Below are 24,185 nucleotides of genomic sequence, written 5' to 3'. Positions count from 1 at the left end.
CGGGCCCAACAACAATCGCAGCGAGAACGACCGAGCAATCCAGCTGTCACACAGGCAAAGTAGCATTCTGAAATACAGGACATTTCTAAGTTGCAGACAGTTAGGACATTTCTAACTTGCATTAACAGGACATTTCTAACTTGCATTAACACACACACAAGCACCGGACCCAGGCTGTAGAATGATGAGTTCTTCAACTCCCGTGGTCAATTGAACTGCTTTCGAAAAGATTCTTCAGTACTACGTTTTCTAAACGTAGATGGACCTCAAAATCCGTGAGACTTTCAACTATTTCACCGAATCGAGACTTTCAAATAACGAACTTATCCAAAAATAAAACGCTTCAACTTCCTTTCTCTGTTCACTCTGCTTTGGCGACACCATCCAGTATCCGTAATCCGTAGGAATCGCTACATCAAGAAATCGAACCAACCGCCCGTCTTTGATCCATAAATTTGTACTCGGTAACAGAGCCAGTGTTACTCCCAAACCCTCGGCAGCAGACTTGACAGCCGCCAGATAGGAATCGCAGACAAGAATGTCTCCATTGGTTACGGCCTCTTCGCCAAGCACCCTATGCCATAGCCGTGTATCTTCTGAAGGAGAAATCAAACGGTAATGACGAAGATCATCGAGAGTATTCACGGAGTTTTCGCAGGCGTACTTGGGACTGCACACAGGAACGAGCTGAACCTTGCAAAGCAAACGGCTTTCCAAATCCGGCCAATCACCAACCCCGAAACGAACTGCAGCGTCCAGAGGTTCCGTTTCAAAATCGACATAGGAACTGCGAGCCTCAATACGCAATTCGACATCCTCAGCGTAGTCGCTGAAGGATAAATAATTGGGAATCATCAACTCCTGGGCGATAAACAGAGAGGCACTGACGCGAAGTGAGCGTTGCTGGAAACGTCGAATAAAGTCCTGGTATCCCTGCTTGTGGGTTCTAACAAGCTCAGCGGCGATCTCGTAATAAAACTCCCCTTCGGTGGTCAGTTCGATTTGCCTTGCCCTGCGATTAAACAACGCCATACCCAGCCACTCCTCCAACGACTTGATATGTTGGCTGATCGCAGGGGGAGAGACATTCAGCGCCGACGCAGCAAGCTTAAAACTGCGGTGGGTGGCTGCGGCCTCAAAGACGACCAGCCACTGGATGGGGGGCGGATTACTGGGGGCTCGTATCCTGGCAGTGGTCATTGTATTCCAGCTATTGAGTGTCTGCTGTGCCACCAATGCTAGCCCTCATTCAGGATTAAGTAAATCTTATCTTTAAATCAATTTATATGAATTGAGACGTCAATTGGAACAGATTATCTTAACAGTTACATATTGACACGACCTTTAAGGAGCTGCGGATGTCAACTCAAAAACCTTCGAAACCCTTTGTTGTCACCAGGAATCAAGGCTTGGTTATTATTACCATCAATCGTCCTCCCTGGAACATGATGGGGACCGATTTTATGGATCAACTGGAGCAGTTGCTTCCCGAACTCAAGTCTGACAACAGTATCAGGTCCGTCCTGTTTACCGCTGAAGGTGAAGATAATTTCTCAGCCGGCATGGACCTCAAACAGTTGGTGGATAAAGTCGGCAGCAAGATGGCACTTGAGGCACTGTTCGACCAGCGGCTTCGTGTCTTGTCGGCCATTGAAAACCTCGGCAAACCGGTAATCGCTACCATGTTTGGTTACTGCCTGGGTGGCGGTCTGGAGCTGCCAATGGCCTGTCATTTTCGACTTGCCGCCAAAGACGGTTGCCGGATAGGACTTCCGGAAATGGATTTGGGTACTGTACCGGCCTGGGGAGGCAGTGCCCGGTTAACCCGACTGGTGGGCCGAATGCACGCACTGGATATGATTCTTAGGGCAAAGAAAATAGACGGTCCTGAAGCCTGGCGAATCGGGTTGGTTAATGAGGTGGTCGACAACAGCAAACTGAAAGCAAGGGCTATTGAACTGGGCCTCCAGCTGGCCACCGACATCCCTCCTCTGGCGATGAGTGAAATTATTCCGGTGATTATCAGGGGCGCTGATCTTTCTCAGGAAGAATCACTGCGAATGGAAAGGCAGGCTGTGCTCAATACCATGGGCTCGGAAGAAAACCAGGAAGGCATGATGGCTTTTTTGGAAAAACGGAAGCCCGCTTTTAAAGACAGACAGTCTTGAACCGGTTTTTAAGATAGACAGTCTTGAACTGGTTTTTAAAACAGACGGCCTTGAACCGGTTTTTAAAACAGACGGCCTTGAACCGGTTTCTAAATTAAACAATCTTGTATCCCTCGATAACAGCATGAAACCCTGGGCTTGCGCTTTACAGACTGACCATCAGCCGTTGAAGCCTTGCTTTCGTCAATCCGCGACATTATCAGTTCTTTACGGATTGTAAAGCGGGGTCAGGAAAGAGAGAGTGCTACACTGGCGGTCACATTTAGGTTCCCGGGAATCAAAACAAGAGGATAGCCACCATGACCAAACTCTCTCAGCTTCTTAGCGCAGTATTGCTGAACGGACTATTGCTTAGCAGCTCAGCACTGGCGATGGATAACACCGTAACAGGCCAATGGCAAACCACTGACCGCTTTGGCCAACCTGAATCATTGGTCGAGCTGTTTATGGAAGGTGATGAACTGCGAGGACGTATCGTGAAACTCTACGACGATACTAACCAAAACGCTGTCTGCACGGAATGTTCAGATGACCGCGAGGGCCAACCCATTGTAGGCCTCGTTTTTATCACCGGGCTGGAAGCCGACGGCGAAAAATGGATCAACGGTCAGGTACTGGATCCGGAGTCCGGCAGTGAATATGACTGTGAAGTCTGGCGCGAAGGCAACACGCTCAAGCTGAAAGCGGGTTTTGGTGTATTTTCCCAAACCAAGGTGTGGAATCGTCTTTGATCCTTTTCTGGCTTGGTTACGTACTCTCAATAACCGATTCCTGACTATACTGATGGTTCGGTATCATCACAGTAACATTGAGAGGTATTCCGCGTGTCCTACAATAACTACCACCCTGCCCCATTGGACAAGTCTGCCCTGCAAGCACTGCAGTCATTGGAACAGGAATTTGACCTGACGATGGTCGCTGTAGAACAAGACCCCCAACCGGCTCATTTAACGGATGATCAGCTGGCACGGCTCAAGGAACTGGAATCAAAGCTGGGCGTTTCCATTGTCGCTTACACAAAACACTGACCCAAATTGATCAATAACTGGTCAATTGAGACTGATAGCTTTGTGTTGACGTCCTCTTGGCCACATATCACCATATTTGATTTTTGTGACTCTCAGGTCTAGCCACATCCTGAGAGTGCTGGCATACTGCCTCGAAATGCCACATCCTGCAGATAGCCGTATTGCTGTTGGGAGGCGCTTGATTGTATCGCCAGAAATACAGGCAGAATTACAACAAGTTGCGCACACGGCTGACATAGGGCTGTTTATATTGCCGGAGGTGACTGTTAGTCTGTAATTGGTAACGGTGGCAAAATAATAATGAATAAAAGCCTGGATGTCCGCGAAAGGGACTTTCTTTTAATGCGCAGTAGCGAAGGCTATATGCGTATCGAAAACAATCGTATTACTCTGGTAAACCATAGCCTGTTGCAAATTCTGGGTTACCACCATCAAGATGAGCTGCCCGATTTCTTTCCGGAAATTGTGTATCACCAACGTGAATTTCTAAAATACAGCGCTGCTTTGATCAACAATTGCAGTGTCTCTCACTACGACCTCAGCCTTAAGGGCTGCCATGGAGAGGAAGTCACCGTTCGCTGTGAAGCCTCCTCCGTTGTCGACGATGACCAGGTCGTGGTGTTCCTGCTGCTTGAAGACATTACGATACAGCATAAACGCCTGGAAGAACTGATGCTGAAATCGACGGTATTTGAACACAACCCGTTTTCAGTGGCGATTACAGATCACCAGGGTGTGGTTGATGTTATTAATCGCCGTTTTAAACGTCGTACGGGTTTTAGCGACAAACTTATCGCGGGCGTGAATATCTTCGATCTAAAAACCATCACCAGTCCCCTGTCTGGGCTAAACCGGGTGGATATACTCGATGAGATCGAAAGGCGGCCTGAGTTCGTCGGCGAGTTTCGCAGTGTCAAACAGGACGGCAGTACCTTTATGGAAGAGCTGCATATCGTGCCTGTGTATCGTAACGGAGAGCTGAAAAACATCATCTTTATCAGTTACGACCTGACCGACGAACGCGCCATTCGTCGCAAACTGGAAGATCTGGCGTATCACGACCAGATGACGGGCTTGCTTCGAAAGGAGCCCTTCTACGAGATTGCTGAAGAAATCAAAATCAATATCGACGAAGAAAAACGCAGTATGGGGCTGCTCTTTATCGATCTGGATAACTTCAAACCCATCAACGACAGCTACGGCCACCGCATCGGCGATATGGTGCTGGTGGAATGCGCAGCCCTGCTTCGCAACTTGTTCCGACGTACGGATGTTGTCGCTCGTTTTGGTGGCGATGAATTTGTTGCTATCTGCCCCAATGTGCCTCGTATCGAAGATATGGAAATCATCTGCGAGAAGATTGCGGCCACCTTCAACGCATCCGCCCTGGCACTGACCGCTGAAAATATCGACGTCTCCATCAGTGTCGGTGCGTGTTTCTATTCCGGCGAGACCGACTCCCATATGTCACTGGGTGACCTGGTGCACGCGGCGGACAAGAATATGTACCAGGCCAAGCGAGAATCAGACGCCGGATACCAATTGGCACCTTTAAACCTGCTTACCCCATCCTGAATACGAATGCACTAGACTGTATAGAAGTGTCAGCAATCAGTACAATTTGCATTTAAAACAGGAATTTATTAACCGTGCTCATACGTGTCAGAGCCCTGATTCTGCAGCCTGCAATAGTGTTGCTGGCGCTCTGGATTCTGGTCTTGCTCAGCCTTCCCAATACTATTGCCATTGTTACCGAGTACCTGGCTTTTGCCCTGCTGGGCGTGATCGGAGCCATCTTTGCCAATGCTACCGGTGCCGGTGGAGGTGTGGTCTTTATCCCCGCTTTTGACCAGTTGCAATTCAGCGTTGCACAGTCGGTCGCCACCAGCTTTGGTATTCAGTGTATGGGTATGACCACCGGGGCCGTAGCCTGGACCCGTTACTGGCGCAATATCGACACCGAGATCGATCGCCGCAACTGGAGCGCCTACGTACCAACCATCACCCTGGTCTCGGTTACCTCAGTCCTAGGAATGTGGCTGGTCTATGGCCTGAATGTTTCGGCACCCGGCCCTATCAAGGAAATGTTTGCGGTATTCTCCATTATTCTGGGAATTGCCATTCTCTATGTGAGTTTTCGGGAGCCACAGAGCCAATACCGGCAGAATCTTGAAGACAGGGATTTTCTGATGCTGCCTCTGCTGGGCCTGGTGGGCGGCGCCATTACTGCTTGGTTATCCGTAGGCGTTGGTGAAATCCTGGCCATTTACCTTATTCTAAGGGGCTTTAACGCCGTTGCGGCGGTGGCAGCGGCTGTGGTGGTGTCAGCGATCACGGTTTTGGCCGGCGTCTGGGAACATCTGCTGTTCTCTCCCAACCTCTATTGGCAAGTTGTCCTCTTTGCAGGGCCGGGTGCCATTGTGGGTGCCTGGCTTGCGCGCAGGCTCGCCTGTTATCTTCCGGTCATGCAACTCAAGCGGTTGTTTGCTTTGTGGATACTGGCGATGGGATTGGGGTCGTTTTTTTGAGTCAAAAAAAGCCCGGGCATTGCCCGGGCTTTTCCTGGTGTTTGCAGCTTAGCGTTCAGACGTCATTTGATGTCCGTGTCCTACCACATCTGATTCATCTTCGTCGTTATCGGCGTCAGTCGTCACCTCCCGACCGTCCAGTGTTTCCACTTTGGACAACATGGGGTAAAGCAACAGGAAGGCACCAATAGCCAGGTAACCGCCGACAATGCCGTTAAAGACCGGCAGGTGCATGGAACCGGAGTGCAGAATACCAATAGAGGCCATCACTCCGCCGACAACCGAGAACCAACCGGCGTTGCGGAAACGACCATCAATGACACTGGCGACAATAGCCCCCCACATCAGCCCGGTGATAATCGCCCCCTGAGACAGGGCCTGGTGGCCTAAGACGTGAGCGCCCTGTTGCAGCATCGCACCTACCATTGCTTCATCGGTGAGATTGGGCAGATTGGCAGCACCCGCATCGCGCAAGGCATTCATCATGGAGCCCCACTTAACCATCACAAAGCTGGAAACATGCGGCATCATGGCAATGGCGATAGCCATCATGTGTTCTTTCTTAACGCTGTTGGCGCTTTCAGAAATCAGGCTGATGGCCACAAAGACCAGAATGGGGGCAGCAGCAGAAAGCGGTATCAGATTACTCAGGAATGCCAGCAGACCAAAGGTTGCCGCCAGGAAGAACACCACGCCCACGGCTAGAACATAACCACAACGCGCCTGCATGCGGCTGTAAACCGGATGGCCGATATAGACTGTGGTGGGGAACGGAGAACCGAACACAGCACCAATCATGGTACCGACACCATCGGTAACCTGACAGGCGGCAACCGGGTACTTATCACCGGCGGCTTCGGCGGACTCTACGTTGTTCATGGTTTCGATAAAGTTATAAATCTGAACAGGTACCAACACCAGGAACAACTCAGGGTTGCTGAACAGATGCTGCAGACCGGCGATCAAATCACCGAAGTAAGGCAGCGGTGGATAAAAACCCACGCCGTCAAAGCTTACGGAAGCCTTACCCATGGACAGAGCCATGATAGTGCCCACAATCAGAGCTACCAGACCGGCAGGCAGATTAAACGGTAACTTGAAACGGCCCACCAACCCCCAGACGATAATCATCAGGGAAACAAAACCGATCACGGGCTCTTCAAAAATATTGGCCAGCGAAACGGTACCGATAAAGACAAGCGCGATACCGCACAGGGTTCCCAGCATACCCGCGCGAGGCGTTACCCGCTTCAGGAATGGACCAATCAGCGCGCCAAAGGCAGCGACAATGCCACCGATAAAGCCGGCACCGATACCAACCTGCCAGGCCAGCAGCGCGTCGTTAGTGGACCAGTAGATGGGACCGATCACACCGAACAGGTAAACAAACATAACCGGTGTACTGATACCGTAGGGCAATGCAGTAACGTCGTCGCGACCGGTTTTGGCGGCGAGTCGACGGGCCATCAGAGTGTAAACAATGACTCCGGCAAGAATGGCGACGGCGGCACCGGGGACGATGCGACCAAAAACGATATCGGCGGGCATGTTAAAAACAAATTTGCAGATACCGCCGAGAACAATGAGGTTTGTGAGGTTATCAGTAAACAGTGCCCAGAAGGCACTGAGGTCACTGCGTGCGAACAGCGGATAGGTGGATGTTTGTCGGTTCATCGGTTTACTCACTTCGAAGTCATGGTCGCCGACACCGTGGTTGGAGCAGGTGGGCTCGATGAATCGAAGTTGTCCTCCCGTAAGTTATTTATCATGTTTATTGTTTCGACCTCAACGCGTTCCGGGCTAATTCGGCAAACGTTTCGGCCAGGGCTCTAAGCTATAGAAATCCTGACACTTGTGTCAAGACCTGTGTTTGCATATTTAGGGGGTTTTTAATGACCTTGGAGTCTAGCCGGTTTTTTTCTGGTAATTAATCGTTTAAGTGTTTAGGTTTTGCGGGTTTTTGTGGTCAGTTTGCACGGTATTATTTGGGCAGGTGGGCGCTATCAGAGTCCGTTGCGGTCCGATTCAGTGGTACAACTTTGTTCACGTACTGCGGGGACAGAGGCAGCAACCTCCGTCCCCTTCCGGGTCGAAAATTGAGGTCAGGCGGGAATGGTTTCAATACGCAGGAGATTAGTACTTCCCTGCTGCCCGAAAGGCATTCCTGCGGTAATCACGACGGTATCTCCAACCGCCGCTACCCGTTCCCGTTTGGCCGCATCCAAAGCCTGACGAACAAAATCTCCCTTGCCGTCAAAATCAGGATCGTGCACAGAATTAATGCCCCATACCACAGTCAGCTTTCTCGCCGTTGCGAGATTTCTTGTCAGACTGAGAATCGGCGCCTGTGGTCGTTCCCGTGAGGCACGCAAGCTACTGCTCCCTGTACCGGTAAAATTGATGGTCACGGGAATATGTAAAATTGTGGAGATACGACGAATCGCACAACTGATGGCATCTGCTGATGTCGGCTCCGGTTTTGCGTGAGTCGCATCCAGCCCTGCCCGGAAGCGAGGATCTGCTTCTACCTGGCGGATGATCTTACTCATCATCTCAACAGCCTCTATCGGGTAGCGCCCCGACGCAGTCTCCGCCGACAGCATTACCGCATCCGCACCTTCAAACACCGCGTTGGCAACATCCGTTACCTCAGCGCGTGTTGGTGTCGGAGCATCACGCATAGACTCCAGCATCTGCGTGGCGACGACTACGGGTCTGCCCTGCTTGCGGCATTCTTGAATAATTCGTTTCTGCGTACTGGGTACCTGCTCTGCCGGGATTTCAACACCAAGGTCACCGCGGGCAATCATAATACCGTCTGCAGTAACGACAATATCCTCGATCATCTCTACAGCAGACGGCTTTTCAATCTTTGCCATAATCGAAGCGCGGCCGTTTATCAGTTCTTTGGCAAATTCAACATCCTGTGGTCTCTGTACAAACGACAGGGCAACCCAATCAACACCCAGGTTTAAGCCAAACTCCAGGTCGTCGCGGTCTTTTTCGGTCAGCACACCACTGGTCAAAATCGCATCGGGAATATTCACCCCTTTACGATCCGACAAAGGTCCACCGACAACAACCGTCGTTTCCACACTATCGCAATCGCAGGCATCAACCCGCAATCGGATCTTGCCGTCGTCCAAGAGCAGCTCCATGCCTGGCTCAAGTGCTTCGATGACTTCCGGGTGCGGCAGCTGAACACGGTTTACATCTCCCTGCTCAAAGTCATTATCCAGAACAAATTTGTTGCCCTTTGTCAGTTCAATCTGACTGTCTCTAAAAGTGCCAACACGAATTTTCGGCCCCTGCAAATCCATCAATATACCGATGGGGCGACCGGTCTCTTCTTCGATCTCCCTGACCCAGCGGTAGCGTTGCTCGTGGTCCTGATGAGAGCCATGACTGAAGTTGAGCCGAAAAATATTGGCGCCGGCATTCACCAATTGGCGAAGCGCCTCTTTGTCGGCTATAGCCGGACCGAGCGTGGCCAGAATTTTGGTGTTCTTATTATTCGGACTCATAGTTTCCCTCCGGGAGAATCAGGATTGCACGAAAGTCGTTGACATTGGTGCGAGTGGGACCGGTCATCAGCAGGTCGTCGGTTGCCTCGAAAAAGCTGTAGCCATCATTGTTGTCCAGATAATCACTGGCATTCAGTGCGAGGCTGTGAGCGCGGGTATAAGTCTGCGGTGTTAACAGGCATCCGGCGTTGTCTTCGGAACCGTCAATGCCATCGGTGTCAGCCGCCAGTGCAAATATACGCGGATGTTGTTGCAATGATATAGCCAGGCTCAACAGAAATTCGGCATTGCGGCCACCCCTGCCCTTGCCTTTGACGGTAACGGTGGTTTCACCACCAGACAGTATCACACAAGGGGCAGGTAACGGCTGGTGTCTCTCGGCGATCTGCCGGGCAATGGCGGCGTGTACTTTGGCAACTTCGCGCGACTCCCCTTCTATACCGTCTCCTAATACCAGCGGTGTAATACCTCTTTTTGTCGCTATCTCTGCCGCAGCGTCAAGTGACTGCTGTGGCGTAGCGATCATAGTGAAGTGGCAGTTGTCCAGAACCGGATCGCCGGGTTTTACCGTTTCCGATGCAGGATCCAGCAACCACTGTTGAACAGTGTCGGGAATGTCGATCTCGTATTTATTGAGAATAAGCAGAGCTTGGGCCGATGTCGTTGGATCAGCAACGGTGGGGCCTGAAGCAATAACGGTAGCTTCGTCGCCGGGAACGTCAGAAATCGCAAAGGTATGAACCCGCGCAGGATACGCCGCTTTGGCCAGACGACCGCCCTTAATGGCGGAAAGGTGCTTGCGCACGCAGTTCATCTCGTCGATGCTGGCGCCGGATTTCAGCAGCGCCTTGTTAATGGCCTGCTTATCCTTAAGCGTGATTCCCTGAGCCGGTAGGGCCAGCAACGAGGAGCCGCCACCTGAAATCAGGCAAATCACCTGATCCTCCGCAGAGAGGTTACTGACCAGCTCCAATATGCGTTTGGCAACCGCCTCGCCGGCATCGTCCGGGACGGGATGAGCGGCTTCGACCACTTCGATATGCTGACACTCGGCGCCATGGCCATAGCGGGTAACCACCAATCCACTCAGAGGCCCCTGCCAGGCCTGCTCCAGTGCCGCGGCCATGGAGGCCGCCGCCTTACCCGCGCCGATCACAACAGCGCGGCCGCTGCGATCTTCGGGCAGGTAATCGGCCAACACCTGGCGTGGGTGGGCCGCCGCAACCGCGGTGTCAAAGAGTTCGGACAGGAAAGCTTGCGGTTGTATCGTCATACTTGTGCTCCTGCAGTGACGTCGTCACAGCGACGTGGCAATGAAAATTTTCAACGGATACTACCATGATCACCATACGGAAATACCCGTTGAAAAGCTCCATCCAAAGAAAGCCCAGCCAACGGGCAGTATAACCGTTGACTGGGAAAGGCGCTGAATTGGGGTGATCGAACAGCGCAGGTACAGCAGAGTTGGTTGCAGTACGTAAAGGGGTAGCTTGCTTATTGGCCTCCGATCTCGTGATTGGCCATCAGCTCCAAGGCTCTGACCATGGCGGAGTGGTCCCAGTCGCCACCACCATTGGCGGCACAGGTGCTGAACAACTGCTGTGCTGAGGCGGTGTTGGGCAAGCTCATCTGCAGCTCTTTGGCGCCACTCAATGCCAGATTCAGATCCTTCTGGTGCAGGCCGATACGGAAACCGGGATCGAAGGTGCGCTTGATCATACGCTCGCCGTGCACTTCCAGGATTTTGGAGGCGGCAAATCCACCCATCAGAGCCTCACGCACCTTGGCGGGATCGGCGCCGGCCTTGGAAGCAAATACCAGAGCCTCACTGACGGCTTCAATATTCAACGCCACGATAATCTGGTTGGCCACTTTACAGGTCTGTCCGTCACCGTTGCCACCGACCAGTGTTATGTTCTTACCCATCAGGTCAAACAGGGGTTTGGCTTTCTCAAAAGCAGCTTCGGTACCGCCCACCATAATGGTAAGACTGGCCGCTTTGGCTCCCACCTCGCCACCGGAAACCGGCGCGTCCAGGTATTCGCAACCCAACTCATTGATGGCTTGCGCAAAGTCCTTGGTTGCCATGGGCGAAATGGAGCTCATATCGATGACGGTCTTACCCGCGCTCAGTCCGGCGGCAACACCGTTCTCACCGAACAATACTTCTTCCACCTGAGGGGTATCGGGAACCATAGTGATAATAAAGTCTGCAGCTTCCGCCACCGCTTTGGGCGTCGGGCACGCAGTAGCGCCGGCACTGATCAACGCCTCCGGGGCTTTTTTGTAGTGCTCGGAAACAAAAATCTCATGATCACCGTTCTGCAGGTTCTGAGCCATGGGCAGACCCATAATGCCGGTTCCGATAAATCCTATTTTGCTCATAAACGTGTTCTCCAGTTACATTACATTGTGGGTCTTCAGCCAGCCCAAACCGGCTTCGGTAGACTGCTTGGGTTTATATTCACAACCGATCCAGCCGTCATAGCCGATACTGTCCAGAAAACCGAACAGGAACGAGTAGTTGATCTCGCCGGTGCCGGGCTCATGGCGGCCGGGGTTATCGGCCAATTGCACATGGGCGATACTGGACAGGTTATTTTCGATCGTCGGGGCGAGATCACCCTCCATAATCTGCATGTGGTAGATATCGTATTGGTAAAACAGGTTGTCGCCGCCCACCTCATCGATAATTCCCACAGCCTGCGCCGTATTGTTAAGAAAGAACCCGGGGATATCCCGTGTGTTGATGGCTTCAATCAGGCACTTCACACCCGCCGCTTTTAACAAAGGCGCCGCGTAACGCAGGTTCTCTACGAAAGTGGCGTGAGCCTGCTCCTGGCTGACACCCTCCGGTACTATGCCGGCCAGCACGTTGCACTGGTTGCAGCCCAGCGTTTTAGCGTACTGAATCGCCAGTTCGACACCATTGCGAAACTCCTCCTGGCGGTCCGGATGACAGGCGATACCTCGCTCCCCCGCATCCCAATTGCCGGCCGGGAGATTGAACAACACCTGTTGCAGATCATTCGCTTTCAGGCGCTCGGCGATGTCCTGTGCCTCAAAGGCATAGGGAAACAGATACTCCACTCCCTGAAATCCGGCCTTGGCGGCGGCGTCAAAGCGATCCAGAAAATCCACCTCGGTAAACAACATGGAAAGGTTGGCGTTTAGTTTAGGCATGATCAGCTCCTGTTACGTTTATGGTTATATTCAGTCGAGCAACGAAATGGCCGTTGGTGCATCCTGGGCGTTGCCTGCCAGCTGCTCGAATTCGGTGACGTTATTAATTTCGGTTCCCATAGAGATATTGGTTACTCTTTCGAGAATCACCTCCACAACCACCGGCACTCTGTATTCCGCCATCAGCGAACGGGCCTGGGCAAAAGCTTCCTGAAGCTGTTCCGGGTCACGCACGCGAATCGCTTTACAGCCCAAACCTTCGGCCACGGCCACATGATCCACACCGTAGCTGCCCAGTTCCGGTGCGTTGACGTTTTCAAACGACAGCTGCACACAATAGTCCATTTCAAATCCCCGCTGCGCCTGGCGTATCAGACCCAGATACGAGTTGTTTACCACCACATGAATGTAGGGCAAATTAAACTGCGCACCCGCCGCCAGTTCCTCGATCATGAACTGGAAATCGTAGTCACCGGATAGAGCAACTACCTGACGCTGCGGATCCGCGGCACACACACCCAGGGCCGCCGGAATCGTCCAGCCCAATGGACCGGCCTGACCGCAATTGATCCAATGACGCGGCTTGTAGACGTGCAAGAACTGCGCCGCCGCAATTTGCGACAAGCCAATGGTGCTGACGTAGCAGGTGTCGCGCCCAAAGGCGGCATTCATTTCTTCATAGACCCGTTGGGGTTTCACCGGTACATCTTCAAAGTGTGTCTTACGCTGCAGCGTGCGCTTACGCTCCTGGCATTGCTGCAGCCATTCGCTGCGATCAGCCAGCTTACCTTCGGCCCGCCATTCGCGTGCAACCTCTACCAGTAATTCCAATGCTGCGCCGGCATCGGCGGCAATGCCGTAGTCCGGCATAAAGACACGCCCAATTTGGGTCGGTTCGATATCAATATGCACAAAAGTGCGCCCCTCTGTGTAGACATCCACAGAGCCGGTATGACGGTTGGCCCAGCGATTACCGATGCCCATAACAAAATTGGATTCCAGCAATGTGGCATTACCGTAGCGATGTGACGTCTGCAGGCCAACCATGCCCACCATTTGCGGGTGGTCATCGGGAATGCTGCCCCACCCCATCAGGGTCGGAATAACCGGAACACCGGTAATTTCGGCAAACTCAAGCAAGGGGTCACAGGCATCGGCATTAATCACACCACCACCGGCGACGATGAGCGGGCGCTCCGATTCATTCAGCATAGTCAGCGCTTTTTCGATTTGCGCGCGCGTTGGCGTCGGCTTGTAGGCCGCAAGAGGCTCGTAGGTCTCCGGATCAAATTCGATCTCCGCCATTTGTACATCAAAGGGCAAGTCAATAAGCACAGGACCGGGGCGACCTGAACGCATCAAGTGAAATGCTTTTTGGAAAACATAGGGCACCTGACCCGGTTCCAATACCGTGGTTGCCCATTTGGTGACAGGCTCAGCAATACTGGCAATGTCCACAGCCTGGAAATCCTCTTTGTGCAATCGCTCGCGAGGTGCCTGACCGGTAATGCACAAGATGGGAATGGAATCCGCAGAGGCGGAGTATAAACCGGTAATCATATCGGTACCGGCAGGGCCGGAGGTTCCGATACAAACACCGATGTTACCGGCATGGGTGCGTGTGTAACCCTCAGCCATGTGTGAAGCGCCTTCAACGTGTCGCGCCAGCACGTGTTTAATGGTGCCGTTTGTGCGCAATGCGGCATAGCACGGGTTAATGGCGGCACCGGGTACACCGAAAGCCTGGTTTACTCCTTCCAGCTCCAGCACTTTAACGGCAGCTTCAATGGCTCTCATTCTTGGCATGTCTCTCTCCTGAACGTGTTGACCTCAACCTTGGAGTTGATACTATAGAAAACCTGTCACTTGTGTCAACTTTAAGTGAGATAGATTTCCACATTATGGAAATAATGATATTTATTTATATTTATCAATAACTTAAAGATCATAAACCACCAGACAAAGACAGATACCAAAACTAAAAAAATCAATTTGGTCACGAAAAAATGCGTTAGGTACTAGCGAGCGGCTTCAAAAATCACTAACAGAAAGAGAGACCACAGCGATGACTATGCAACTTGATCTTGAGCGATCCACTCAAATTATCCGCGGTGCCCTGGCCTGCGGCGGCGAGTTGAAAACACCACCTTTGACCGTGGCCGTCCTGGATGCGGGAGGCCACTTAAAAGCATTTCAGCGTCAGGACAACGCCAGCATCATGCGAACGGACATCGCCATTGCCAAAGCCTGGGGCGCGATTGGCATGGGAATGTCGTCCCGCTGCTTGGGTGACGTCGCGTCGGAACGACCGGCATTTATGTCCGCACTGACCACCATGGCGCATGGGAACCTGGTGCCCGTACCCGGAGGTGTGCTGGTCAGGGATGACGACAACAATATTATCGGCGCCGTCGGTATTACCGGAGACACGTCCGATATCGACGAGCGCTGTGCCGTCGCCGGAATTCAGTCAGCCGGATTACAGGCTGACGCCGGATAGCGGCACAGGCTTTTTGAAGTTTAATGTGTGCGGGGGCGAATGCCCCCCATGGCCTCGGTGATTTGATCGGCAGTTTGAATCAGTAGCTGCCCCAGATCGGGGACGCGCTCATCAGTAATTCGGGAACGCGGTCCGGAAATGGAAACGGCTGCAATGGCTTCGGCATGCTCATTGTAAATGTTGGCTGCGATGCAACGCAGACCAATGGATTGCTCTTCGTTGTCGAAAGAGTACCCCTGCTCCCTGATGCGCCGCAGTTCGTCGATAAATTCCGCTTTGGTGGTCAGAGTATTGTCGTTAAAACGCGTGAGTTGACGCTGTCGCAATATACGATTGACTTCACCCTGGGACAGGCTGGACAACATTGCCTTGCCCACTCCGCTGGCGTGCACGGGCGCCCTGCCACCAAGGTTGGCCACCATGCGCATCATTTCTTCACACTCGACCTGGGCGATAAATACCGGGTCGCCGTGATCCAGAATCGCCAGGTTGGAGGTTTCCCCACTTGCCGCCACCAGCTCACGCATGAAAGGTCGCGCGCAGCTGACCACGTCGCGTGTTTTCAAAAAGCCATTACCCACCGCGAAGGCTTTTACGCCAATAAACCAACGGCCCCGCTCCTGATCTTGACTGACAAACCCCTGCTGCTCCAGACTGGACAACAAGCGATGGGCAGTGGAAGGCGCCAACTCCAGCGCATCGCTGAGATCAGTCAGCGCAAGTCCGGCTGTTGAGTCTGCCAGCACTTCCAGAATTCTTAACCCCCGTACCAAAGATTGCACCTGGCTGCCGCTACCGGATTTTGTTGTCGAGCTGGTCTTGGGTTTACCTCTGGCTGCCACCGAATTGCCTCGTTATTTAGAGTCCATTTGTACGCGTAAAGTTAACACATCCGGAGGCCGTAACGAGAATATTATCTTCGATACGGATGCCGCCATAGGGCAACAGCGGCTCAACGTTTTGCCACTGTATGCTCTGACCTCGGTGATCGTTGCGGGCAGCCTCTAACAGTGGCGGAATAAAATAGAGCCCGGGTTCGATGGTAAATACCTGATGCTCGTCAATTCGACGAGTCAGACGCAGAAAGGGATGCTCACTGGGAGGCAGTTCCTCGTCACCCGCCGGGTCGGCCAGATAACCGCCTCGGTCGTGAACCTGTACGCCCAAATAGTGGCCTAGCCCATGCGGAAGGAAAACCCGGGTGACACCGGTCTCGATCGCCTCCTCTTCATCACAACAGATCAACTCGGCGCTTTTCAGTACAGCGGCGAGGTTTCTGTGAGTCTGAAGGTGTAAATCCACATAGCTCACGCCTGGCTCGATCCGACTGATGATATCGAGCTGTAGCTGATCCATGGAGTGAATTAAGGCGGCAAATTGATTGTCCGCCTGGGTGTTGTTTTTGCCAACATAGGTCCGGGTAATATCCGCCGCATAACCCGCAGCTGCGGCACCGGCATCAATCAGAAAAGAACGATGCTCAGAGGGTGCGATACGCTCCCTCTGAGTGTAATGCAGCACCGCACAGTGTTCGTTAAATGCTACGATATTGCCGTAAGGCAATTGCTCATCCAATTGTTCGGTAGCCTGCAGATAGGCCAGATGAGCCTGGTATTCACTGCCACGGTTTCGAAAAACCTCAGCGGCCGCACGGTGGCCGCGAACGGCCAGTTCATTGGCCAAACGGATACACCCCTGTTCGTAGGGGGTTTTCCAGGCGCGGTGGTAATCAAGAGCAGTCAGCAGCGGGACCGGATTGATATCCAGAGTCGTCTGGTCTTTGAAAAAAGCCAGATCGGGGCCGATATAGGCCGTCTTTGCGTCGGTATTGAACAGGGTTCGATGCATCTGCCGCTGATCTTCAAAAATGCTTACTTCAAAGCGCCGTTGAATATCGTCGCATCGCAACTGCTTTTGACCGTGCCAGATATCCGGTGGGCAATGTAGCCACATCTGGGGCTTGTCGGTATCCAGATCAATCACGATAAGCCCTTCATCGGCCTGCTCCAATGGCGCCCATACGGCAAAATAAGGGTTAAGTTTGAATGGCGCGTGGGTATCGTCGCGGTAGTGGTACTGCAGCTCCCCCGCCCCAATCACCAGGCGTTGATAACCGTACTGCTCCAGGAGATCCCGGGTCAGGTTGAATTGCTTGCTGACGTGGTCAGGATAAATAGCGCTTAGGCTGGCTGGTACCATAACGGGGTCTCCAATTTTTGTTGAGCCGGACACAATCTACTCAGCGTTGCGTCATTTCGGGTTATACAGGGGATACACAGATTAGTGTCCCGACAATAATAACGAGTGACGCGGCAAAGCCCTTACATTATCGATCAGAGCGGTCCAAATAACTTGCCGAAAAAGCACCTGATTCTCAAACGATTACGGTCTATAAACCCAACTCCACAAAATCTTCTCCGGATTTATCAGGCAGTCGAGCGTTAGGGGCCAAGGATAGGTCCAAGAGTCAACAGTGAAGGTGCATTGGAGCCCGAGGGGGTTGTAGGTAACTATCTCAACAGGAGGGTGTCAAGGGCGTTTTTCGGGCTGAGCTGGGTACCTGGCACCCAAGTTCCAACAGGTAATAATGCCAATCCCTGCCGGAGATGACCTCATCGATGACGGGCTGAAGCTGTTCATACTCTGCCATCGACATCGGGGAGAAGAACAAGTGTCGGGCAAACTCGGCTTGGGGAAGCGGCAGGCGCCGAAAGGAGTCCGGGCGGAAAAAGTGACGTTCAAAGAACGCCAGCGTCAGCGGGCTCATAATCGCCACCTCAACCCGGCCGGAGAGCAGCAAGCGCAGATCCTGCAGGGCATTGGAGGTCTCAACAGTGGTGATATGACCTTGTCGAACCAGCTCTGTGATCCCGGCGTAGTAGAATCCACGCGGCATCGCCAGCTTGCGACCCATCATGTCTTCGGGTTTTTGATATTTTATGATGCTGTTATTGCGTACAACAAACACGTCCCGGTCGTGAACAATGGCGCGACTCCAGAGGTATCTTCGCTTGCCGATATCGCTGAACCACTGGGGGTTGGCACCGATAACGGCACCCTGCCAGTCGCCGGATTCAAGCAGGCTGTTCAGCCGTTTACGGGGTATGTATTTGAGCTCCAGCAAGTAGTCTTGCTGCTGGCGATTAATCAGCCCTATCAGAGTCTGGTACATGCCCTGCTCCCGGGCGATCTGCTCCAGGGTACTGATTTGTTGCAGTTTTTGCTGGTGCACCCTGGAAAAATAGGGGGCCCGATCATGATAGGTGTAAACCGCCAATGGAGTTGGGGTAGCGGCAGCTACCTGGTTGGACATGGCCGCACCGGTTATCCAGAAGGACATCAAAAAGAGTCCAAACATAAATACAGGGGGTTTAATTGTCGCTCTCCTGTGAGCTGGGGCTATCGTAAGGCAGCAATGTACCATCAGCCCCGGATTAGCGCCACCGCTCCACCATTAAGCAAGGCACTTTGAAAAGGCGCGCGAGACCGAATAAGCTAGATCCATGTCCGATCCCATCACCCTCTGTCATCACTGCGACCTGTTGGTCAAACTGCCCGCCGAAGAGGCCGCGCAGACCACGCACTGCCCCCGCTGCCATGCTGACCTACCCCACGATCTCCATCAGGGGCTGCAAGCTCCCATGGCACTGTGCCTGGCCGGCTGTATTCTGGTGGTTCCTGCCAACACCCTGCCGATCATGACCTTGAGCATTCTCGGCAACTCTAACGCCAATACCATGCTCAATGGCGTTTTACAGTTGTTTGATGCCGGGTACTGGTGGATGGCGTTTCTGGTGTTCCTGTGCAGTGTGTTGGCCCCGGTTATGATCCTCGGTCTGCGATTTGCAGTGTGCCTGGCCATCTCAACAGGTGCGCCCTCGCAATGGGTGGTGCCCTTGTTGAAGGGTTACCAACACCTGACACACTGGAGTTCCCTGGATGTCTATATGCTTGGAATTCTGGTAGCCATTATCAAACTGGTGGACTTGGGAGACCTGGTGTTTGGACCCGGACTGTACAGTTTTATTGCGTTGTTGCTATTGTCCAGTTGGTCCACTGCTACCTTTAACGCCAAGGCACTCTGGAGTTTGGTGAGCCGCTCCCAACATCAGGGGAAAACCAACAGATGAAGCGTGGCATTGATCTGGGCCTGGTACTCTGCCTGCAGTGCCACCAGGTAAACCAACAGGCCTCTGCCAACAATCCCGGCTATTGTCACCGATGTGGCGCTCCCTTGTTTCAGCGCTTACCTCAAAGCCTGTCACGAACATGGGCGCTGCTGATCACCGCCGCGATTTTGCTTATACCTGCCAATCTGTATCCCATTATGACAGTGGTCTACTTTGGTTCCGGGCAACCCGATACGATCATGTCAGGCGTGGTGCGACTGATTCAGTCCGGTCAATATCCGATTGCCATATTAGTGTTTATTGCCAGTGTGGCGGTACCGGTGATAAAAATTCTCGGTATTGCCTTCCTGTTGTTGGTGGTGCAGCTGCGCTGGAGACTGAGCCCCCATCAATGCACGCTGATGTACCGTAGTATCGAATGGATTGGCCGCTGGTCGCTGCTGGACCTGTTTATGATCTCGATACTGGTTACCCTGGTGGACCTGGGAGAGATTGCCACGGTATCAGCCGGAACCGGCTCCACTGCGTTTGCCGGGGTTGTGGTATTAACCATGATGTCTGTAATGACTTTTGACCCCAGACTGATATGGGATCTACAAGATACAAAGGACGAGCATGACTCAAATTGATTCAGATCAGGCTATTCCCCAAGCGCTGGCAAAAAGGCCATCCCGATTGTCAATGGTATGGCTACTACCGTTGATCGCGGCGGCTATTGGTGGGTGGTTGGCGTACAAGGCCATTACCGAAGCCGATATTTCCATCAATATTCATTTTGAATCCGGCGAGGGTATCTCCGCAGGCAAAACAGAGATCCGTTACCAGGGCATTGTACTCGGCAAGGTGGACAGACTCAGCCTCAATACTGATCTCGCCGGTGTTATTGCACATGCCTCTGTTGATCGCCGCGCCCGGGAAGCCCTCAAACACAACACCCGGTTTTGGTTGGTCAAGCCGGAAGTCAGTTTTGGTGGTGTCAGCGGTCTGGATACGCTTCTCTCGGGTAATTACATCACGCTGCAGCCCGGTGATGGAGCTTCAAAACGGGACTTTCACGCACTCACAGAGCCTCCCACCCTGAACCAACGGGGCAGTGGTCTTTCGCTGACACTCACGGCTGACAATCTGGGTTCGCTGCACGTGGGCTCGCCGGTTCAACATCGCGGTATTACTGTGGGTGAAGTGCTCAGTTATCGCTTGGGGGATGATGGCAGACAGGTTTCCATCGGCATCCACATCGAGCAGGAGCATACGCATCGAGTACGCAGTAATTCCCGCTTCTGGAACAATAGCGGCATCAATATCAGTGGCGCCTTACCCCATTTTAAATTGCGTACCGGCTCGCTGGCCTCCATGATCGCCGGCGGCATTTCCTTTGATACGCCCGCCGTTGGGCCCTCCGGCGAAACGGTAGCCAATCGTCATCATTTTGAGTTGTTTGAGGACTATCAAGCCGCTCAGTCGGGCATCAGCGTCATCGTACACTTCGACAGCGCCAACGGCATTACCGAAGGACATACTCCGGTAAAATTCAAAGGCATGACCCTGGCCACGGTCAGGAGCCTTAAGCCCAACCATGACTTTAGCGGCGTTGAGGCTGAGCTACTGTTTGATCCCCGTGCGGATTTCGCGTTAAACACCTCCACTCGATTTTGGCTGGTTAAGCCTCAGATTTCACTGTCGGAAATATCGGGATTAGGCACCCTTCTTGGGGGCAGCTATCTGGAAATGGATTTCGGTGAGGGTGATTCACAGCGTGAGTTCGTGGTGTTGGCCAAACCACCTACCCCAACTCCCAACGGCCCCGGTTTGAGGCTGACCCTTATGGCTGACAAACTCAGTGGCCTTAACCGTGGCAGCGAGATCTATTACAAGCAGGTGGCCATCGGTCGGGTTGAAGGTTTTCACCTTAGCGACGCCAGGGACGTTGTATTGGTAGACGTATTAATTGAACCGGAATACCAAGACTTGATTTCGTCAAACACGCTTTTCTATCAAGCTGGCGGTGTTCAAGTCAGTGGTGGTCTTGATGGGCTGGAGTTAAAAACGGAATCCCTGACCGCACTGATCAAAGGCGGTATTGGAATACACAATCCCGCAAAAAGAAACTCTGACTCAGCGGCCCCCATTATCAGAGATGGCCACCAATTCGTGCTCTATGAGAATCGCGATAAGGCCATCAATCGTGGCCCGCGCATCAGCGTCAGTTTTATTGATGGAGAGGGGCTAAAAGTAGGCACCAAAGTCAAATACAAAGGTATCGATGTGGGTAAGGTTGATGCACTCCACCTGAACACCAAAGGTGATCGTGTGGTGGCGAGTATCGCTCTGCTGCCCTCGGCCAGGCATTTGGCCCGGGAAACCAGCCAGTTCTGGATTACCCGGGCACAGCTCGGTTTATCCAACAGCGCTCACTTGGGAACGCTGATCAGTGGTGTTCACATCAGCGTCAAGCCGGGCTCGGGCAGAACCCGAACGAGGTTTGTTGCTTTGCCACAGCCCCCCGTTACCGCCGACACCACTCTGGGGTTGAGACTGGTTCTACAAACTCCCAAATTGGGTTCTCTTAAAGTGGGAGTGCCCGTCTATTTTCGGGATATTCCTGTTGGAAAGGTCGATGGCTATCGGCTGGGCAATACCGCCCAGTTTGTGGATATCGAGATTTCCATTGAGGAACGATATGCAGCGCTGGTGTCTGCAGAGTCTCAATTCTGGAATGCCAGCGGTATAGGTGTCGACTTTGGCCTGTTTAGTGGAGCAAAGATACGGGCTAACTCGGTGGAATCCATTTTGTCAGGTGGAATCGCATTTGCCACTCCCGAAGCGGGGACGCCAGTGCCACCGGGAACCCGTTTTGTTTTGCATGAGGAGCCAAACGAAGTTTGGCTTGATTGGAGCCCGCGAATCGAACTGATGGTTAATCCCACATCCCCATCACCTGCTTTTTAATATCCTTGAGTACTTTCTCTCCGGCGGCTTTGTCCGCCTCCGTCAACCGATTATCGGGAAATGGCATTTCCTCCAAAGTTGCCAGCACCGGCTTGGTCAGAAATCGGCTCTTGGCACCATACACATGCTTGCCACCAAAACGCTGCTGCTCCGGCACCCAATACTTTAACGGCTGGATTAAATGCAAATGTTGCTGAGCCCGGGTCAAAGCGACGTAAAACAGGCGTCGTTCTTCCTCTAAGGCAACCGGATCATTGGCCGCATACTCGTTGGGGAAGTTGCCATCAGCCACATTCAACAAATAAACGTGATGCCACTCCTGCCCCTTGGCACTGTGCACCGTGCTCAGGATCAGAAAATCATCGTCCTTATGGGAGTCGTCGCACAGGGCGCCGGACTTTGACGGAGGGTCGAGAATCAACTCGCTGAGAAACCGCTCTCTGCAAGGAGCTTGCTGGGAGATTTGGGCCAGCTGCTCAATATCGCCATTGCGACTGTAGGGATTGTCATAGTTGCTCTCCAACACCGGTTGAAACCAGAGGCTCACCTGGCGCATCTGATCGCTCCACTCAATCAGATCGTGATGGATTGCGTGCAGTAATGTGACCAGGCTATACCAGGTATCGTGGTCCATCACGGCGGATTTGTAGGAACGCAGGCTGGAAAAGTCAAAATCGTGCTGCTCCAGATGGTCGAGAATTTTCTCTGCCACCTTCGGCCCAACCCCCGGCAACAGTTTTAATACCCGAAAGCCCGAGATACGGTGTTTGGGGTTATCCGCCCAGCGCAGTACGCAGAGCGCGTCTTTAACGTGTGCCGACTCCAGAAACTTAAGCCCGCCGTGCTTTACATAGGGAATATCGTGGCGACGCAGCTCAACCTCCAAATGATCGGAATGGTGGCCGGAGCGAAACAACACGGCCTGACGTTTAAGATCAATGCCCTCTTCCCGTGCCTTTAGTACCTGTTCGACAATATAGCGGGACTGGGTTTCGGCGTCCTCCACCGACACAAGCCGGGGCTTGTGTGCCACCTGTTTGCTGCTGTGCAGGAAGTTTTTGTAACCTTCCCGGCTCTCTTTCAAAATCGCATTACTAAGATCGAGAATAGGCTGATTGGAACGAAAATTCTCGCTTAATGGAAACACCTTGGCATGAGGTGAAAATTGCTCCGGGAAGGACAGGATATTATCGACATCTGCGGCGCGAAATGCATAGATGGACTGGGCATCATCCCCCACCACCGTAACGCCGCGTCCGTCGGGAAATAATCGCTGGATGATACCGGCCTGCAATCGATTGGTGTCCTGGTACTCATCCACCAGAATGTGATCGAACAGACCGCGGATCTTCTGGGCGATGGCTTCTTCGCCGGCCAGCAGATACCAGTACAGCAGCAGGTCGTCGTAGTCCAGACTCAGCTGCCGCTGTTTGGCCTGGGTATAGGCCTTAAACAACTCTTTAAGCTCCTCGGCCCAGTCGCCACACCAGGGAAAGTCCCGCTCCAGCACTTCGGGCAAAGGTTCCTGGGAATTTACGCAGCGGGAATAGATATCCACGCAGGTGGCTTTTTTGGGAAAGCGCTTTTCCATGCCGGTAAAACCCAATTGGTGACGCATGACATCCATCAAGTCCGCCGAATCGCTGCGGTCCATAATGCTGAAATCCGGCTCCAAACCAATACTGGTGGCGTGCTGGCGCAACAGGCGATTGGCTATGGAATGGAAGGTCCCCATCCAGTTCAGGCCATCGGCAAGGGAATCCAGGGCGCTGGCAGTGGCGTCGGTTCCGGCCTTGGCGGCGATAACTGACTGATCCCCAGTGGCGTTCGCAGGCACCTTCTCGCCCTGCTTCTCACCACTCATCTCAGCATCTTTTAAGCGGCTGTGAACGATGCGCTGGGCCCGATTGGCCAGCTCGGTAGCCGCACGCCGTGAAAAGGTCATCAGCAATATACGAGCGGGGTCCACTCCATTGAGCACCAGAAATGCCGCGCGCTGCGCCAGCGTGTTGGTCTTGCCGGTTCCGGCACCCGCAATAATCAACTGAGGCTCGGAATCCACTCCGCCTTCAGCCAGCACCCGGCCATATTCCGCGGCCTGGCGCTGCTGTTCTGTACAGTTTGGCAGCATAACCTTTACCTCTGAGTTAACGTTGGGTTGTCTCCTAGCATGCC

Annotated in this window: 20 protein-coding genes; 9 read left to right on the top strand and 11 right to left on the bottom strand. The window is 53.0% G+C overall.

The window, feature by feature from the left end; genetic code table 11:
- Nucleotides 1–288 precede the first annotated feature (288 nt).
- Entirely contained in the window at nucleotides 289–1,200 is a 912-nt protein-coding gene (locus tag HBA55_RS24020; RefSeq protein ID WP_166996579.1) for a LysR substrate-binding domain-containing protein, read from the bottom strand.
- A 158-nt stretch (nucleotides 1,201–1,358) separates the two neighbouring features.
- Between HBA55_RS24020 and HBA55_RS24015 the strand changes: the two genes are divergently transcribed.
- The 5 genes from HBA55_RS24015 (at nucleotide 1,359) to HBA55_RS23995 (ending at nucleotide 5,724) form a co-directional block, all read left to right on the top strand.
- Nucleotides 1,359–2,168: an enoyl-CoA hydratase/isomerase family protein gene (locus tag HBA55_RS24015; RefSeq protein WP_166996578.1), complete on the top strand. Its 810-nt coding sequence runs from the start codon at nucleotides 1,359–1,361 to the stop codon at nucleotides 2,166–2,168.
- 299 nt (nucleotides 2,169–2,467) lie between these two features.
- Nucleotides 2,468–2,899 carry a DUF2147 domain-containing protein gene (locus HBA55_RS24010; protein ID WP_166996576.1) on the top strand — a complete coding sequence of 144 codons (432 nt, stop codon included), beginning with the start codon at nucleotides 2,468–2,470 and terminating at the stop codon, nucleotides 2,897–2,899.
- Nucleotides 2,900–2,992: 93 nt separating this feature from the next.
- Entirely contained in the window at nucleotides 2,993–3,196 is a 204-nt protein-coding gene (locus HBA55_RS24005) for a hypothetical protein (RefSeq protein WP_166996574.1), read from the top strand.
- Between the two features lie 300 nt (nucleotides 3,197–3,496).
- Entirely contained in the window at nucleotides 3,497–4,771 is a 1,275-nt protein-coding gene (locus tag HBA55_RS24000) for a sensor domain-containing diguanylate cyclase (protein ID WP_166996572.1), read from the top strand.
- A gap of 74 nt (nucleotides 4,772–4,845) precedes the next feature.
- Nucleotides 4,846–5,724, top strand: a complete 879-nt coding sequence (locus HBA55_RS23995; RefSeq protein WP_166996570.1) for a TSUP family transporter — start codon at nucleotides 4,846–4,848, stop codon at nucleotides 5,722–5,724.
- 48 nt (nucleotides 5,725–5,772) lie between these two features.
- Here the strand turns inward: HBA55_RS23995 and HBA55_RS23990 are convergent, their stop codons facing one another.
- The 6 genes from HBA55_RS23990 to gcl all read right to left on the bottom strand — a co-directional run bounded on the left by HBA55_RS23990 (nucleotide 5,773) and on the right by gcl (nucleotide 14,237).
- On the bottom strand, nucleotides 5,773–7,398 hold the full coding sequence (locus HBA55_RS23990; protein WP_206019947.1) for a SulP family inorganic anion transporter: 1,626 nt from the start codon (nucleotides 7,396–7,398) through the stop codon (nucleotides 5,773–5,775).
- Nucleotides 7,399–7,826: 428 nt separating this feature from the next.
- Nucleotides 7,827–9,248 carry a pyruvate kinase gene (gene pyk / locus HBA55_RS23985; protein WP_166996568.1) on the bottom strand — a complete coding sequence of 474 codons (1,422 nt, stop codon included), beginning with the start codon at nucleotides 9,246–9,248 and terminating at the stop codon, nucleotides 7,827–7,829.
- Nucleotides 9,235–10,521 carry a glycerate kinase type-2 family protein gene (locus tag HBA55_RS23980; protein WP_166996566.1) on the bottom strand — a complete coding sequence of 429 codons (1,287 nt, stop codon included), beginning with the start codon at nucleotides 10,519–10,521 and terminating at the stop codon, nucleotides 9,235–9,237. Before HBA55_RS23980 ends, pyk begins: the two co-directional genes overlap by 14 nt.
- Nucleotides 10,522–10,742: 221 nt before the next feature.
- Nucleotides 10,743–11,633, bottom strand: coding sequence for a 2-hydroxy-3-oxopropionate reductase (gene glxR, locus HBA55_RS23975; RefSeq protein WP_166996564.1), 891 nt, complete (start codon nucleotides 11,631–11,633; stop codon nucleotides 10,743–10,745).
- 15 nt (nucleotides 11,634–11,648) lie between these two features.
- Entirely contained in the window at nucleotides 11,649–12,431 is a 783-nt protein-coding gene (gene hyi / locus HBA55_RS23970; protein WP_166996562.1) for a hydroxypyruvate isomerase, read from the bottom strand.
- Nucleotides 12,432–12,461: 30 nt separating this feature from the next.
- Nucleotides 12,462–14,237: a glyoxylate carboligase gene (gcl, locus tag HBA55_RS23965; protein ID WP_166996560.1), complete on the bottom strand. Its 1,776-nt coding sequence runs from the start codon at nucleotides 14,235–14,237 to the stop codon at nucleotides 12,462–12,464.
- A gap of 259 nt (nucleotides 14,238–14,496) precedes the next feature.
- Here gcl and HBA55_RS23960 point away from each other — a divergent pair, with 259 nt between their 5' ends.
- A complete protein-coding gene (locus HBA55_RS23960) occupies nucleotides 14,497–14,931 on the top strand; it encodes a GlcG/HbpS family heme-binding protein (protein ID WP_166996558.1) in 435 nt (144 codons plus the stop codon).
- 20 nt (nucleotides 14,932–14,951) lie between these two features.
- On the opposite strand, the gene HBA55_RS23955 is transcribed toward HBA55_RS23960, so the two are convergent.
- The 3 genes from HBA55_RS23955 to HBA55_RS23945 form a co-directional block, all read right to left on the bottom strand.
- A complete protein-coding gene (locus HBA55_RS23955) occupies nucleotides 14,952–15,773 on the bottom strand; it encodes an IclR family transcriptional regulator domain-containing protein (RefSeq protein WP_166996556.1) in 822 nt (273 codons plus the stop codon).
- Between the two features lie 16 nt (nucleotides 15,774–15,789).
- Nucleotides 15,790–17,130: a Xaa-Pro dipeptidase gene (gene pepQ, locus HBA55_RS23950; RefSeq protein ID WP_166996554.1), complete on the bottom strand. Its 1,341-nt coding sequence runs from the start codon at nucleotides 17,128–17,130 to the stop codon at nucleotides 15,790–15,792.
- Nucleotides 17,131–17,446: 316 nt separating this feature from the next.
- Nucleotides 17,447–18,271 (bottom strand): type 2 periplasmic-binding domain-containing protein, encoded by an 825-nt coding sequence (locus HBA55_RS23945; RefSeq protein ID WP_166996552.1) that lies wholly within the window; start codon nucleotides 18,269–18,271, stop codon nucleotides 17,447–17,449.
- Between the two features lie 163 nt (nucleotides 18,272–18,434).
- Here HBA55_RS23945 and HBA55_RS23940 point away from each other — a divergent pair, with 163 nt between their 5' ends.
- The 3 genes from HBA55_RS23940 to HBA55_RS23930 are packed head-to-tail and all read left to right on the top strand — an operon-like array spanning nucleotide 18,435 to nucleotide 22,010.
- On the top strand, nucleotides 18,435–19,061 hold the full coding sequence (locus HBA55_RS23940; protein WP_166996550.1) for a paraquat-inducible protein A: 627 nt from the start codon (nucleotides 18,435–18,437) through the stop codon (nucleotides 19,059–19,061).
- A complete protein-coding gene (locus HBA55_RS23935) occupies nucleotides 19,058–19,690 on the top strand; it encodes a paraquat-inducible protein A (RefSeq protein WP_166996548.1) in 633 nt (210 codons plus the stop codon). The genes HBA55_RS23940 and HBA55_RS23935 overlap by 4 nt, the downstream gene beginning before the upstream one ends.
- Complete coding sequence (locus tag HBA55_RS23930; RefSeq protein WP_166996546.1) at nucleotides 19,677–22,010, top strand: PqiB family protein; 2,334 nt, start codon at nucleotides 19,677–19,679, stop codon at nucleotides 22,008–22,010. The genes HBA55_RS23935 and HBA55_RS23930 overlap by 14 nt, the downstream gene beginning before the upstream one ends.
- Here the strand turns inward: HBA55_RS23930 and HBA55_RS23925 are convergent.
- Nucleotides 21,979–24,141 carry an ATP-dependent helicase gene (locus HBA55_RS23925; RefSeq protein ID WP_166996544.1) on the bottom strand — a complete coding sequence of 721 codons (2,163 nt, stop codon included), beginning with the start codon at nucleotides 24,139–24,141 and terminating at the stop codon, nucleotides 21,979–21,981. The genes HBA55_RS23930 and HBA55_RS23925 overlap by 32 nt on opposite strands.
- Nucleotides 24,142–24,185 lie beyond the last annotated feature (44 nt).

This window comes from Pseudomaricurvus alkylphenolicus (assembly GCF_011683955.1).
GTDB lineage: Bacteria > Pseudomonadota > Gammaproteobacteria > Pseudomonadales > Cellvibrionaceae > Pseudomaricurvus > Pseudomaricurvus alkylphenolicus.
Note: the sequence above shows the minus strand (reverse complement) of the source record. Positions and strands in the feature narration are given on the sequence as shown.